At 62.4% G+C, this 13,466-nt stretch carries 9 protein-coding genes; 4 read left to right on the top strand and 5 right to left on the bottom strand.

Translation table 11 applies throughout. The features are described from left to right. Positions 1–114 precede the first annotated feature (114 nt). The 4 genes from HDE77_RS19070 to HDE77_RS19055 all read right to left on the bottom strand — a co-directional run bounded on the left by HDE77_RS19070 (position 115) and on the right by HDE77_RS19055 (position 7,336). The gene (locus HDE77_RS19070; protein ID WP_184419503.1) at positions 115–3,015 is read right to left on the bottom strand and encodes a TonB-dependent receptor; all 2,901 of its coding nucleotides are present in this window, start codon (positions 3,013–3,015) and stop codon (positions 115–117) included. 884 nt (positions 3,016–3,899) lie between these two features. Continuing rightward, positions 3,900–5,282, bottom strand: coding sequence for a leucyl aminopeptidase family protein (locus HDE77_RS19065; protein WP_184419502.1), 1,383 nt, complete (start codon positions 5,280–5,282; stop codon positions 3,900–3,902). An 87-nt stretch (positions 5,283–5,369) separates the two neighbouring features. After that, positions 5,370–6,071, bottom strand: a complete 702-nt coding sequence (locus HDE77_RS19060) for an HAD family hydrolase (RefSeq protein WP_343206141.1) — start codon at positions 6,069–6,071, stop codon at positions 5,370–5,372. Between the two features lie 17 nt (positions 6,072–6,088). Next, positions 6,089–7,336: a substrate-binding domain-containing protein gene (locus tag HDE77_RS19055; RefSeq protein WP_184419500.1), complete on the bottom strand. Its 1,248-nt coding sequence runs from the start codon at positions 7,334–7,336 to the stop codon at positions 6,089–6,091. Between HDE77_RS19055 and HDE77_RS19050 the strand changes: the two genes are divergently transcribed. Continuing rightward, positions 7,335–7,598: a hypothetical protein gene (locus HDE77_RS19050; RefSeq protein ID WP_184419499.1), complete on the top strand. Its 264-nt coding sequence runs from the start codon at positions 7,335–7,337 to the stop codon at positions 7,596–7,598. The genes HDE77_RS19055 and HDE77_RS19050 overlap by 2 nt on opposite strands. A gap of 145 nt (positions 7,599–7,743) precedes the next feature. On the opposite strand, the gene HDE77_RS19045 is transcribed toward HDE77_RS19050, so the two are convergent. Beyond that, on the bottom strand, positions 7,744–9,141 hold the full coding sequence (locus HDE77_RS19045; RefSeq protein ID WP_184419498.1) for a Do family serine endopeptidase: 1,398 nt from the start codon (positions 9,139–9,141) through the stop codon (positions 7,744–7,746). Between the two features lie 349 nt (positions 9,142–9,490). Here HDE77_RS19045 and HDE77_RS19040 point away from each other — a divergent pair, with 349 nt between their 5' ends. The 3 genes from HDE77_RS19040 to HDE77_RS19030 all read left to right on the top strand — a co-directional run bounded on the left by HDE77_RS19040 (position 9,491) and on the right by HDE77_RS19030 (position 13,438). Continuing rightward, positions 9,491–11,653 (top strand): adenosylcobalamin-dependent ribonucleoside-diphosphate reductase, encoded by a 2,163-nt coding sequence (locus HDE77_RS19040; protein ID WP_184419497.1) that lies wholly within the window; start codon positions 9,491–9,493, stop codon positions 11,651–11,653. 6 nt (positions 11,654–11,659) lie between these two features. Further along, on the top strand, positions 11,660–12,550 hold the full coding sequence (locus tag HDE77_RS19035) for a hypothetical protein (RefSeq protein WP_343206139.1): 891 nt from the start codon (positions 11,660–11,662) through the stop codon (positions 12,548–12,550). Positions 12,551–12,682: 132 nt separating this feature from the next. Continuing rightward, positions 12,683–13,438 (top strand): NrdJb, encoded by a 756-nt coding sequence (locus HDE77_RS19030; RefSeq protein WP_184419522.1) that lies wholly within the window; start codon positions 12,683–12,685, stop codon positions 13,436–13,438. The last annotated feature ends 28 nt before the right edge of the window (positions 13,439–13,466 follow it).

The following is a 13,466-nucleotide window of genomic DNA, read 5'->3' as shown; positions in this document are numbered from 1 at the left end:
CTGTTTATCCTCTCCCCGAAGCCCGAAGGCAACGCGAGCCAAGGGGAGATGATAGACGGGCTCTCAATCAAAAAGGGCCGAGACACTGCGTCTCGGCCCCTGTTCGTTCAACGATCAGAACTTGACCGTGGCACGGGCCCAGTAGTAACGCCCGAGGGTGTCGTAGGTCGCTGTGTCCACGTTGTAGTTCAAGCCGTTCTGGTAGATCAGCGGCGGGATCTTGTTGAAGATATTGTCCACACCCACATCAAAACGGGTGTGGATGATCGGTATCTCATAGCCAACCTGCAGCGCCTGATACGTGACCGCAGCCATCGGTGCGTTGGCGAGGGTCACCGCGTCGGCACCGAGGTTGGTGAGGTGGTTGATGTAACGGGTCTGCCACTGGGCGCTCCAGTTGCCCATGAGCCAGTTCAACGTCGCCGTGGCGCGCCAGCGTGAAATGTTGCCGAACTGCTGGGTGTAAGTGCCGGCGTAGTTGATCGTTTGGGCACCGGGCTGACCCGGGGTGGCGTCGTTGTTGTAGGTGGAGATGTACGTGGTATTCAGGCTGGCCTTGAAGTTACCGGGATCAACGCTGCCTATGTTGAAGTGCGGGATCTGGTAGTTCAGGGTGTAGTCGATGCCGGTCGTGCTCAGGTTGCCCAGATTGACCACGGGGGTGGCGATGTAAAGGATCTGACCGGGGTTCTGGCTGTTGGTGCCAATGCGGTTGATGTACGAGCAGTACGGGCTATCGCCATTGGCGTAGCAGGAGTTGACCACCGTCTGAGCGGTAATCTGGGTCAGCAGGTCGGTCAGGTAGATGTGCCAGAAATCGACGGAGGTCGACAGGCCCGGCAACCACTGCGGATCGTAGACCAGGCCGAAATCGACGGACTTGCCTTTCTCCGGCTTCAAGCTGGCGCCCACCGCTGCGGCGCCGGAGGAGTAGGCAGTAACCTGCGGGTTGGGGTTGCCGGCCCAGTTGACCGGAACGGACTGGCAGGCAGCGGCATGCTGCGCGAGCTCGGCCGCCGAGAGGCCGGCGCAAGGATCGTTCAGCGTCGGGCCACCGATCGTGCGTCCGTCGTAGAGCTCATCGAGATTGGGCGCACGGAACACCTGTGAAATCGTGCCGCGTACCAGCAGGTCGGGGATGGGCCTCCACTCGATCGCGATCTTGCCGTTGGTGGTTGTCCCGGTGGTGCTGTAGTCAGACGAGCGTACGCCCAGGTCGAGATTCAGCGAGTGTGCCCAGGGTTGCTCGGAGAGCAGCGGAAACAGGGCTTCGGCGTAAAGCTCCTTGACGTCGTAGCTGCCTCGGCCCGGCGAGCCGCAAGCTTCCTGCAGCACTTGGCAGGTGCCGGTGGTGGGGTCGAGGATCGCATCGCTGGTCACCTGATAGTTCATCGATTCCTTACGGTACAGGGCGCCTACTGACAGCTGCGCCGCACCGGCTGGCATATCAAACATCTCGCCACTGGAGTCGTACTGGAACTGCTTGGTGGTCTTGTCCAGGGTGTAGATCGGCGTATCCACGCCAGCCGCCAGCGCTTTGGACACGGTCGGATCGGCCTGGTCGAAGATGTTCACGCCATTGTTGATCGCGTTCTGGAATGCAGCGACGTTGACTTCGTTGTAGTCGCGCTGCTCGCGGTTGGTATGGCCATAGTCGACCGAGGCGTCCCAGGTCCACGACGTGTTGCCGAAGGCACCGCGCACGCCGGTGTTGATCTGGGCATTGTCGGTGGTGAAGGTATGCAGGCGCGTACCCAGTCCGGTAAGCCGGGTGTTGAAGCCGTAGCCGCTGTTCGGGTCGCCGGGAATGGTGTTGGCGCTGAAGGTGACGCCGAACGGGTTGATCGGGTTGCTGGACAGCACGGTCCAGCCGTCACCCACGCCGGTGGGTGCTGGCGCATCCTGTCCGCTGGACAGAGTGTGGTTGAAGAACATGTCGGCGAAGAACGTCACGTTGTCCGACAACTTGTAGGTGGCCAGTGCGAAGACGTCCTCGCGCTCTTGCTGCGTCTGGATGTAGTTATAGGCGTTGTAGTTGAACGTGTCGTCGGACGTACGGCAGCGGTAATCGCTGAGGCTCGACCCATTGCCTTGCGCCAGCGTGACGAGCGAAGTACCCGTGGAGTTGATCGCGCAACCGTACTGGTTCGCTATGCCTGTGGGTACCTGGATGCGGCCGGTCGGAAGGCTGCTGGAGCCTGCCGCGCTGACCTTGCCGCTGGACAGGTAGAGTGGCGACGTCGAGAAGCCGCGCTTGGTCGTCAGCACGGGATCGTATTTGTTGTAATCCAGACCGGCGACGATGCTGCCTTTCTCGCCGCTGTCGCCCACGGTAAGGTTGAAGCCACGCCGCTGGCCATCGCCATGGCTGGAAATGCCGTCATTGAGGCTGAACTCGGCGCCGGTGTAATCCTTGCGCAGGATGAAATTGACCACGCCGCCGATGGCGTCCGAGCCATAGACCGTCGAAGCACCTTCGGCCAGCACGTCCACCCGCGAGATCATGCTTTGCGGGATCATGTTCAGATCGGCATTGGCCATGCGCTGACCATCGATCAGCACCAGCGTGCGGCTTTCACCCAGGCCGCGCAGCGAGATGCGCGAGGCGCCATCACCGCCTTCCAATGTCGGGCTGGCACCACCACCACCGTTGCTGTTGTTCGATGGGTTCGTCGCGTTACCGGAAACGCTGGGGAGCTGCTGCAGCACGTCACCCAGGGTCGGTTTACCGGAATTCAAGATATTGGTGCGATCAAGCGTCACGACCGGACTGGCCGTTTCCAGATCGACACGCCGAATCAGCGAGCCGGTGACAACCACCGCGTTGAGTGTCTTGGCCTTGCTGGCCTCGGGCGTGGCCGGTGGTGTCTGCGTGGTGCTGGTGGTCGTGGTCGTGGTGCTGGTATCGCTGGTGCTGGTTTGCTGCTGTGCCTGGACCACGCCAGCGGTGGTCATGAAGCCCACGCTCAGTGCCAGTCGAACTGCCAATGACAAGTGATTCTGGTTGTATTTCATGTGTTGTCCCCAGTGGTGTTTTTCATCGTTACCCCCCAATACAAGACTTGCTCGGCAGTCCGGTCATGGCTCCCGACGCGCCCCGCGTGCGGAAAGTCATGGCAGTCACTGCTTTCAAATGATCTGCGTGCTTTGAACTCGAGCGGGATACAGTGCGGCCCGCTGGTTGTTCGTCCCCCTTCTTTGCAGGTGCCGATGGCACCCGTATCGATGCTGCTGCCAAGTGAGATATCGAGAGTGGTCTTTAGGCGATGTCATGAACGAGGCGTTCGTTGCTCCCATGGCTGCGGATGATGCGCACAGGCTTGCGGCTGCCATGCACCTGGCTGCTGGAGCCGCGCAGAGACTTGCGTACACGATCTCTTGAATCGATCCATCTGCCGTCGGCATTGCACACCGATATTCCCTCCCCATGGCACGTTTGGCGTCACGAACCGCTCTACATCGGGTAAAACACCGCTGGCTGGGCACTTGCAGATCGCGCCATGCAAGGCCGGCTCGCAAGAATGAGCGCCCTATGCGCCAGCAGCAAAGAGCCACCGTAGGATCACACGGCCAGCTGCCCAAAGACAACGACTCTGTAACATTTGTGTGCTACCACCGTCACGGCGATTGCTTTGGCACAAAAAAAACAGCGCCAAGGCGCTGTTTTAAACGGTCGAATCCGTCAGCAAAGTAGGTTGGGGTGAGCGCAGCGATGCCCAACAATTACCTCGAGCTTCCCCGCAGGCCTGTTGGGCATCGCTGTGCTCACCCCAACCTACGCGTGGCCTGCCCGAGGGCGCAAAAGACTGTGGGAGCGACTTCAGTCGCGATGCTCCTGAGGTTTGCACCAAGAAGCGATCGCGACTGAAGTCGCTCCCACAAGAGCACCTTGAGTGCGCTCAACCGCGATAGCGTTGCTGCAGGAAGGCGAAGAACGCCCGCAGACCCAGCGCCTCGCCACCGCGTGGGCGACCGGGGCGATCGGCATCGTTCCAGGCATAGGTGTCCAGATGCAGCCATGGTGTGGCATCGGGCACGAAGCGCTCCAAGTATAGCGCCGCGGTGATGGCGCCGGCATGGCGCGAGGGGCCGGCATTGGCGATATCGGCGACGGCGGAGTCAAGCATCCTGCGATAGGGGCGCCATAGCGGCAGCCGCCACAGCGGGTCGTTCACGGTTCGGCCGGCGGCCAGCACGCCTTCGGCCAGTTCGTCGCGGTTCGCAAACAGCACCGGCAGGTCCGGGCCGAGCGCGACGCGTGCGGCGCCGGTGAGCGTGGCGAAATCGACGATCAGGTCGGGCTTCTGTTCGCCGGCGTAGGTGATCGCATCGCACAACACCAGCCGCCCCTCGGCGTCGGTGTTGTCGACTTCCACGCTGATGCCGGCACGCGTGGTGATCACATCGCCCGGGCGCATGGCGTTACCGGACACGGCGTTCTCCACCGCCGGAATCAGCAGGGTCAGCCGCACCGGCAGCTTCGCCTGCATGATCAGCGCAGCCAGCGCGATAGCGTGCGCGGCGCCGCCCATGTCCTTTTTCATGTTGCGCATGCCATCGGTGGGTTTGAGATCGAGGCCGCCGGTGTCGAAGCACACGCCCTTGCCGATCACCACCAGTTTCGGATCGCTGCTCTTGCCCCAGCTCAGCTCGACCATTCGCGGTGCGCGCTCGCTGGCCCGGCCCACCGTATGGATGGTCGGGAAGTTCGCCTTCAACAATTCGTCGCCGACCCACTCGCGCACCTTTGCCTTGTGCGTCTTGCCGAGTTGCTTGACGGCCTCGGCGAGTTGCTTCGGACCCATGTCCTCGGTCGGTGTGTTGACCAGGTCGCGCACCTGCGCGGTGGCCTCCACCAGCGGCGCCAGCTGTTGCAGATCGGCGGCGTCTACGGCGAGTCGGGCCGGCGCGCGTTTGGGCTTGCGATAGCGGTTGAATTGATAGGCGCCGAGCGCCCAGCCCAGGGCGGCCTGTGTCGCATCGGTCAACACGTTCTCGGCGGCCAGGTGGTAACTCGCCTCGGGCAAGACGCCCGGCAGGGCGGCCAATGCCCCGAGTGCGTCCTGCGCATCGACGCCGACCAGTACGCGCACCAGCTTGCCATCGATATCGGCGAGCAGCGCAAACGTGCCGGGGGCTGCCACGAAGCCGCTGTCGGCCAGCCAGCGGCGTTGCGCGGCCGTGAGCCGTCGACGCGTGGCGGCGAAGTGCGCCGCGTCGGTGGTCTCGATGGCAATACTGTGGTCGCGGGCGCCGGACTGGCGTTCGATCAGGGCAGACATGGGGGTTCCTGGTGCTGGCGGCGGCATGGATGCCGTGGGATAGCTGGCGTTGAGGTCGCCAATAATGCGCGTTTGGCGGGTGCTTGCCTACGTCGCGGGATGCTGCGCATCGAGCCAGTCGGCCAGCGCGGTCATGTCGCGCAGATCGAGCTCGGGCGCAGGCCCCAAGTCGGCAGGCCAGGGCTGTCCGCTGCGATTGATCCAGGCCGTGCGCAGGCCGGCATCACGTGCGCCGACCATGTCCATTTCCGGATCGTCGCCGACGTGCAGGATCTGCGCCGGAGACACGCCAAGCCGCTCGGCGGCGGCCAGAAAAATTCGCGCGTCCGGCTTCGCGGTGCCCGTGTCGCGTGCGCAGATGTGATGCGCGAAATGGGTGTGGATGCCGACCCGTTGCAGGTCGGCGTTGCCGTTGGTCAGGCTTGCCAGTGGCCAGCGTGCGGTGATCCGCTGAAGTGCGGGCAGGCTGTCCGGATAGAGCTCCACGCTGTTGCGCGCCGCGAAGTAGATTTCCCACAAGTCGTCGATCGGCGCGGCGGCGATACCGCAGGCCGCAAACGCCTGTTGCATGGTGAGCTGGCGCTGGGTGGTGAAGTCGTGCGCCAGGTCGATCCGCTCGGCGGCTACCTGGGCGCGCAACTCGCGCATGGCCGCAATCGGCCATGCGCGAGCTACGTCAGGGTGGTGCTGTCGCAGCCACGCGTCGACCGCATGATCGGCACGCTCCAGTGCCGGCAGCACCGGCCACAGGGTGTCGTCCAGATCCAGCGTGAGTGCAAGTATCCGCACGTCACCCATTGTGCTGATCAGTTGCTGCTGACGCGCAACGTCTGGCCAAGCTTGATGTTGTCGCCCTTGAGGTTGTTCCACTCGCGCAGCTGGCTCACTTCGACCGAATGCGTCTTGGCAATCGAGGACAGCGTGTCGCCCTTGGCCACGGTGTAAGTTGCGCCGTCCTTGCTGCTGCCCGAGCTCTTGCTCGTGCCGCCGGCCTGATCGCTGCGATGATCCATGGCCTGCCCCGAAGCCATCGAGTTGCTTACGGCAGTGGTCGCCGCGACACGTGATGTGGTGCTTGCTTCTGCCGGTGCGGGCGGCGCACGGTTGATCGGGTGTGCCGTCTCGCCGGTTTCCGCGAGAATCTTGCTGCGACGGGCGCTGTCCGCTTCAACGAGTGCGGCGCCATCCTGGTACGGCAGGACCGCGTGCAGGCGCATCGCGGCCTTCGCCGAATCGGTCTGCAGGAACGCGATGAATTCACTGACCTTGGCGGCCTTCGGGCTACGCGGATTGCTCACCAGATACAGCGGGGTAAACAGCACATAGCTGCCATTGCCGATACTGGTGGCGTTCGGGGCGACGCCGTTGATCGGGATCGCCTTGATGTTGGGGTTGCTGCTGATGTCGGCCAGCGTGGCGACACCGAGGCCATTCGGATTCAGGTTCACGCCAGCTTCGAGCTGATGCGTGTTGACGTAAAGCCGCGGCGCGGCGACGGACTGGTCGCCACGGCCGAACAGCAGTTCGCGCAGGCTGTACTCGACGCCATCGCCGGGGCTGGCCACCGCGTACAGGTCGATCGGTGCATTCGAGCCGCCGACTTCGCTCCAGTTGGTGATCTTGCCGTAGTAGATGTCATGCACCTGCTTCAGCGAGAGGCTGCTGATCGGGTTGGACGCCTGGGTGATCAGCACCAGGGCATCCCATGCCACCGGGGTAAATGTGAGATTCGCATCTTCGGCGCTGGCGTCGCTGGCGCGAGCGCTGCCGGCCAGATCCGCGCTACCCATCGCCACCGCGTCCAGACCGGAAGCCGTGTTGAACGGCTGCAGTCCGATACAGCCGTGACCGGCCTTCTGCCACGCCAGCGCCACCTGGGTGACAACACCCTGCGCCGTGGCGACGTCGCCACGCCAGATCAGCGCGCATTCTTTCGAGGAGCTAGCGGCCTTGTGCGTCGTCGAATGCGTAGGGGTCTTGGCAGCAAAGGCGGAAGTGGTGAGGCAGGCCCCGATCAGGGTGAAGGACAGCAAACGGGTAAGACGGACGGACATGGTGGTGGAGAACCCCGGCATCAGTAGTGTGGTGAGATCAGTATGGCGTGTTGAAGGCGCACAGACGGTGAAGCAGACATCGTATTTCATCGGCCTGAACACAAAACATCAAGCACTTTCATGCGTTTGCGCGGGGCAGTGCGCCAGTTTGTGCGGCGGAACAGGGCCGAAAAGCCATTCCTGGCTGTTTTGGCCCGTTGTCTCAGCTGTTCAGTCGGCCCGCAATATCACGCTCAATCCGTTCTCGCTGAGCGTTTTTTGATCCGTTCTCCCTGGACGCCCGATCCGTTCGCCCTGCACGGGTTTTTCCGATCCGTTCGCTCTGAGCGCCTTTTTTAATCCGTTCGCCCTGAGCGTAGCGCAGCGAAGTCGAAGGGCCACCCCGCAGCGATCCACACCCCAAAGCACTAATCAACCACAACATACCGTGACCCATCAGCATCAATCACCACCAACACCAACTGCCGCGGCTTCACCCCGGCAAGCCCCCGCAACATATGCAGACTGGTAATCCGCTGGCTCCCAACCCCAATCACCACGTCATCAGTAGTCAGCCCGGCGCGCGCCGCACTGCTACCCGGCTGCACCGCACTGATCGCCACCCCACTGACGCCTTGGCTACGCAAGTCCGGGTCCAGTTCGGCAAAGCGCACCCCGCGCAGTCGCGGATCCAGCTGGCCGCCATCGAGGTTGGCCAGCTTTTCCGCACTCAGGGTCACACTGACCTGATGCGACTGGCCGCCGCGCAGCACACCGAGTTGTACCGTGCTGTCCAGGGGCAGCAGGACTTCGGCATTGTGCAATTGCTGCACGCTGCTCAGCGGCTTGCCGTTGAGCGTGGTCAGCACGTCGCCCGGCTGCAGGCCCGCGTGCTCGGCGGCCGAGTCGTCGCCGACGCTGGTGACCACCAGCCCATTGAGACTCTTCAGCGCGAGCAACTGGGCGATGCGCGGGGTGATCTGCTGTGTTTGCACGCCCAGGCTGCCGCGCTCCACCTTGCCGTGCGCCAGCAATTGCGTCATCACCTCGCTGGTGATCGCGCTGGGAATCGCAAAGCCGATGCCGACGTTGCCGCCGGAGGGCGAGAAGATCATCGTGTTGATACCCACCAGCTCGCCGCGCAGATTCACCAGCGCGCCGCCCGAGTTGCCGGGATTGATCGAGGCGTCGGTCTGGATGAAGTTCTGGTAGCCCGTACTGCCCGACGACTTCTCGCCGAAGCCCGAGCGGCCCAGCGCGGAAACGATGCCGGCGGTCACCGTCTGGCCGAGCCCGAACGGATCGCCCACCGCCACCACGTAATCGCCCACGCGCAACTGGCTTGAGTCGGCCAGCGGCAGCGCCTGCAGGTGATCGGCCGTGATCTGCACCACGGCGACGTCGGTTTCCGGATCGGTGCCGACCAGCTTACCCTTCAACGTGCGCCCGTCCTGCAGGGTCACGCTGATGTCGTCGGCACCGCCGACCACATGATTGTTGGTCAGCACATAGCCCTTGGCCGCATCCACGATCACGCCCGAACCCAGGCTCTGCTGCACCTGCTCGCGTGGCGTCGTAGGCAGGCCAAAGAACTGGCGCATGACCGGATCGTTGAAATACGGGGCGCGTACCTGAACCCGGGTCTTGGTGGAGATGTTCACCACCGCCGGCGTCACATGCTCAAGCATCGGTGCCAGCGACGGCATCGCCTGGCCGTTGATTGCCGGTGGCAGGGCGGCGCGGCCAGTCCCGGGCCAAACCCCGATCAGGACGGCGGCAAACAAGCTGGAAAGCCAATGCAAAAGACGGAAACGGCGCTGCGACATGAAGATCCTCCTGGGCGTCGGGGTTTGCGCTCATTCGACCAGCCGCCGCCAGCCCGGTTCCATCACCCCCTGATCGTCGCAAGTACTTTACATCCAGCGTCGTCGGGGGTAACTTGCCCACCTGGTAGCAACCACAACATCTTGTGTCTGGATGCTACCGGATAAACAAGGACTGGTGCCGAGCGTCGCACTCTTTCAGGGGGAGTCGTAGTCTTCGAAGGCATTCGGCGGATAGGTCGGAGGGCAATCCTCATGGCTTGTCGATCGCCGCAAATGCACACTGAACGATGCCGCTGTACCACATAAAAACAACCGGGCCGCAAGGCCGCAACGGGAGGTCAGGAAGCCGATGAGCACAGTGCGTGCACCAGCCACTAACTCAGCCACAAATCGTGATGCCGCCGTGGACATTCCGCTGCAACCTGCGTCATATGACATCTGGGACAAAAAATATCGTCTGAAGGCGAAGTCCGGCGAGCCGGTCGACGCCACCATCGACGAGACCTATCAGCGCGTCGCGCGCGCGTTGTCGGACGTCGAGGCGACCGACGAATTGCGCGGTCACTGGTACGAGCGCTTCCTGTGGGCGCTGCGCCGCGGTGCGATCCCCGCCGGCCGCATCACGTCCAACGCCGGCGCGCTGGCGCACAAGCCGGCCACCTCCACGATCAACTGCACCGTGTCGGGCACCATCCGCGACTCGATGGACGACATCCTGGAGAAAGTGCACGAGGCGGGCCTCACGCTGAAGGCCGGCTGCGGCATCGGCTACGAATTTTCCACGCTGCGTCCGCGCGGCGCGTACGTCTCGGGCGCCGGTGCGTATACCAGCGGCCCGCTGTCGTTCATGGATATCTACGACAAGATGTGTTTCACCGTGTCCTCGGCCGGTGGTCGTCGCGGTGCGCAGATGGGCACGTTCGACATCAGCCACCCGGACGCGAAAGAGTTCATCCGCGCCAAGCGCGAAGATGGCCGCCTGCGTCAGTTCAATCTGTCGCTGCTGATCACCGACGGCTTCATGGAAGCGGTGGAGCACGACCACGACTGGCCGCTGGTCTATCCGGTGCACATCAAGGAACAGCACGAGATCGATCTCGCTGATCCGGCCAAGGTGGTCTGGCGCGAATGGCCGACCCACGAGAACTACGTCGATCGCGAAGACGGCCTGGTCGCCTGCAAGGTCTACAGCACGATCCGTGCGCGGCATCTGTGGGACATGATCATGGTCTCGACGTATGACTACGCCGAGCCCGGGTTCATCCTGATCGACAAGGTCAACGAGATGAACAACAACTGGTGGTGCGAGCACATCCGCGCGACCAACCCCTGCGGTGAGCAACCGTTACCGCCCTACGGTTCGTGCCTGCTCGGCTCGATCAACCTCACCACGTTCGTGCGCGATCCGTTCGGCCCCAAGGCGCGTTTCGACTGGGACGAGTACCGCGAAGTCGTGAAAGTGTTCACCCGCATGCTCGACAACGTAGTCGAGATCAACGGCCTGCCGTTGCCGCAGCAGCGTCACGAAATCGAATCCAAGCGCCGCCACGGCATGGGCTTCCTCGGCCTGGGCTCCACGCTGACCATGCTGAAGCACCGCTACGGCACCGCCGATGCGGTCAGCTTCACCGAAGATGTGTCGCGCGAGATGGCCGTGGCCGGCTGGGAAATGGCGCTGGATCTGGCCAAGGAAAAGGGCCCGGCCCCGATCCTCACGCAGGACTTCACCGTCACTGGCGACATGCTGCGCAAGCGTCCGGAAATGGTCACCGACGGCTACAAGGTCGGCGACAGCATCCCCGGCCGCGTGCTGCATGCGAAGTACAGCCGCTACATGCAGCGCATCGCCACGGTGGCGCCGAACCTGGTTGAGCAGCTCGCCGAAACCGGCGCGCGCTTCACCCATCACAGCTCGATCGCACCCACCGGCACGATCTCGCTGTCGCTCGCCAACAACGCCAGCAACGGTATCGAGCCGAGCTTCGCCCACAGCTATTCGCGCAACGTGATCCGCGAGGGCAAGAAGTCCAAGGAAAAGGTCGAGGTGCTCAGCTACGAGCTGCTCGCCTACCGCGCACTGATCAATGCGGACGCCAAGGTGTTCACCGACGACGTCGCCAGCAAGCTGCCGGAGTACTTCGTTTCCGCCGACGACATCAGCCCGAAAGAGCATGTCGACATCCAGGCCGCTTCGCAGAAATGGATCGACTCGTCGATCTCCAAGACCGCGAACGTGCCCACCGACTACCCCTACGAAGACTTCAAGGACATCTACTTCTACGCCTATAAGCAGGGCCTGAAGGGATGCACCACGTTCCGTTTCAACCCTGCTGCGTTCCAGGGCGTGCTGGTGAAAGAAGCCGACCTTGAAAGCACCCTCTACCGCTTCGAGCTGGAAGACGGTAGCGTTGTCGAACTGAAAGGCAACGAGCAGGTGGAGTACGACGGTGAAATGCATTCCGCCGCCAATCTCTTCGATGCCCTGAAGGAAGGCTACTACGGTAAATTCTAGGCACGTGTGCGCCGCGGAGATTTTCCTGCAAGCTCCGCGAGCACGTACGTTCCAGAAGAATTACTGCCAGTTCTGAAACGTCGCCCGTCTTGGGCGCGTGACAACTCAAGAAGTCCATCGGAGGGGAACATCAGCATGTCCATTGATACCGCCATTGAAGTAAATAGCAACGAAGCACCGGTCGTTACCGAAGTGCCCGTCGTCAGCGTCCCGGCGCCGCCGGTCGCGGCACCGGTCGCCGCCGTGCCCGTAGCACCTGCGGCACCTGCCGCACCGAAGAAAAAGGCAGCTGCCAAGAAGAAGGCCGCTCCGGCGAAAGAGGCTGCAGCGGAGAAAGCTGCGCCCAAGAAGGCCGCTGCGAAGAAGGCTGCACCGAAGAAGGCCGTTGCCAAGAAGGCTGCGCCGAAGAAGGCCGCTGCCAAGAAAGCCGCGCCTAAGAAAGCAGCCGCCAAGAAGACCGTGAAGAAGGCTGCCGCGAAGAAGGCCGTCAAGAAAGCTGCGCCGAAAAAGGCAGCCGCCAAGAAGGTCGTGAAGAAGGCAGCCAAGAAGGTCGCCAAGAAAATCGTCAAGAAGGCTGCCGCCGCGAAGAAAGCGGTGAAGAAGGCCGTCAAGAAGGTTGTCGGCAAGGCCAAGAAGGTTGCCAAGAAGAGCGGCGCCACGAAAGTTGCCAAGAAGATTGCAAAGAAGGTCAGCACCAAGAAGGTCAGCAGCAAAAAGACGGCCAGCACCAAGAAAGGTGTGAACAAGAAGGCCGCACCAAAGAAGGCGGCAGCAAAGAAGTCCGCCAGCAAGAAAGCCGTCGCCAAGACGGTAAAGAGGTCCACTGCCAGCAAGAAAGCGAGCGTCAAGACGGCACGTAAACCTGCCGCCAAGAAGGCCGCTGCAAAACGTAAGTAAGCGATACCGCATCCGGCCCGGCCTGACGGTCGGGCCGGATGTTTTTCTCTCCGCACCGATGAGTGCGTGAAGCGCAACACAGTGCAGGTCAGGCTTTCAACACACCGCACGTCACCGACAGAAGAAGCGAACATGGCAATCAAAATCGACAAGAAGATCACCGGCTACAACGTGGTCAAACCCGAAGACAAGGTTGCCGCCCCCGCGGTCACTGCAGCTGCGCCCAAAGAGGCGCCGATGGCTGAAGTGATCCAGATGCACGAAAGCGTGGAACGCCCCGAGACCCTGGTCGGCTCCACCTTCAAGATCAAATCACCGCTGTTCGAGCACGCGCTGTACGTCACCATCAACGACATCGTGCTCAATCTCGGTACGCCGCACGAACTGCGCCGCCCGTTCGAGATCTTCATCAACTCGAAAAACATGGACCACTTCCAGTGGATCGTGGCGCTCACCCGCATTCTCTCCGCCGTGTTCCGCAAAGGCGGCGACGTCACTTTCATCGTCGAAGAGCTGAAAGCCGTATTCGACCCCCGCGGCGGCTACTTCAAAGCCGGCGGCGTCTACATGCCCAGCATCGTCGCCGAGATCGGCGGCGTGATCGAACAGCACATGAAGAACATCGGCCTGATCCACGATCCGGAAATGGACGACGCCACCCGCCGCCTGATCACCGAGAAGCGCGCCGCGTACGAAGCGGCCGGCGCAAAAAAAAACTCTGACGTAAACGCCGCCTCTGTGGGAGCGACTTCAGTCGCGAAAAGCGCCGAGGAATCCTCAGGGTTTCCGCCTGGTGCCACGCTGTGCGTGAAGTGCAACACGCAGGCGCTGGTGCTGATGGATGGGTGCCAGACTTGTTTGAATTGTGGGTATTCGAAGTGCGGGTGAGCATTTTACGCAATGATGGCCGAGATGA

Source organism: Rhodanobacter sp. MP7CTX1 (assembly GCF_014205795.1).
Classification (GTDB): Bacteria; Pseudomonadota; Gammaproteobacteria; order Xanthomonadales; family Rhodanobacteraceae; genus Rhodanobacter.
The sequence above is the reverse complement of the archived record's forward strand: the minus strand, read 5'-3'. Positions and strand labels throughout refer to the sequence as shown.

Excerpts from the sequence above, each read along its gene's own strand:
- HDE77_RS19070 (WP_184419503.1), bottom strand. The coding sequence starts at position 3,015 with ATGAAATACAACCAGAATCACTTGTCATTGGCAGTTCGACTGGCACTG.
- HDE77_RS19065 (WP_184419502.1), bottom strand. The coding sequence starts at position 5,282 with ATGTCTGCCCTGATCGAACGCCAGTCCGGCGCCCGCGACCACAGTATT.
- HDE77_RS19050 (WP_184419499.1), top strand. The coding sequence starts at position 7,335 with ATGGTGGTGGAGAACCCCGGCATCAGTAGTGTGGTGAGATCAGTATGG.
- HDE77_RS19055 (WP_184419500.1), bottom strand. The coding sequence starts at position 7,336 with ATGTCCGTCCGTCTTACCCGTTTGCTGTCCTTCACCCTGATCGGGGCC.
- HDE77_RS19045 (WP_184419498.1), bottom strand. The coding sequence starts at position 9,141 with ATGTCGCAGCGCCGTTTCCGTCTTTTGCATTGGCTTTCCAGCTTGTTT.
- HDE77_RS19040 (WP_184419497.1), top strand. The coding sequence starts at position 9,491 with ATGAGCACAGTGCGTGCACCAGCCACTAACTCAGCCACAAATCGTGAT.
- HDE77_RS19030 (WP_184419522.1), top strand. The coding sequence starts at position 12,683 with ATGGCAATCAAAATCGACAAGAAGATCACCGGCTACAACGTGGTCAAA.